Source organism: Bartonella sp. AC10YNML (assembly GCF_042196825.1).
GTDB lineage: Bacteria > Pseudomonadota > Alphaproteobacteria > Rhizobiales > Rhizobiaceae > Bartonella.
The window spans coordinates 1-764 of sequence record NZ_JBHIRA010000073.1; the positions used below are offsets into that span (position 1 = coordinate 1).

Annotated in this window: 1 protein-coding gene; it reads right to left on the bottom strand. The window is 44.6% G+C overall.

Features of this window, described 5'->3' with window-relative positions; all coding sequences use genetic code 11:
- A partial coding sequence (locus ACFINA_RS09695; protein WP_375615530.1) for a hemagglutinin repeat-containing protein occupies window positions 1-764 on the bottom strand: 764 nt, incomplete at both ends.

The window sequence follows — 764 nt, forward strand, 5'->3', positions numbered from 1 at the left end:
ATGGTGATATTCCCGCTCTGTTCATCATTGCTTTGCATCGGGTTTGTACCGGCAATAATATCGGCTCCAACACCATGGATGCTACCTTTGTGGGCTTGCATATTAACAGCGCGTCCTGCTTCTATGCTATCTGTTACCGCTGTAGAGGTCTGAACAGAGGCTTCTGCCTTCTCTGTCTTAAAGCCCACGGTTACGCTAGCAGAAACATCAGCAATATCACGAATAGACTGTTTGTTTCCACCTTTCATCCCATTATAAAGACCTTTGCCTTTACTATAGAGATCATAGCCTTTTAGACCAGCAATAAGACCATTGCCGATTTTGTGTTTTGTATCCCCATGACCAAAACGTTTGGCTGCATCCTTTACATCTTTTACTGTACCAAGAATGCCCACATTGACAGAGCCTGTCACACCAGCAAAAGACTTTTCATGCTTTTCTTTTGCGTTAGAGGTATCATAGCTTTCTGATAGGGTGATATTATTGCCGGCATCAATGTTCACATCACGATCCGCCGAAACAATGGCTGCTTGTAAATTCACATCATTGTCAGCAGTAATCTGCACATCTTGGCGTGCCGTGATGTGTGATTGTGTAGAAGTGGTTTCCCATTGATCGCCCGTATCTTTGGCGCTTGCAATTCCAACCCCCAAGGAAGCACCGCTGTTGCTCTTTTCAAACTGAATGCCAAAGCCTTCCCGTTCTTCTACAGAGTTTGACTTATGGCTATTATGACCAACAAGCACATTCACATCATGCGCTGC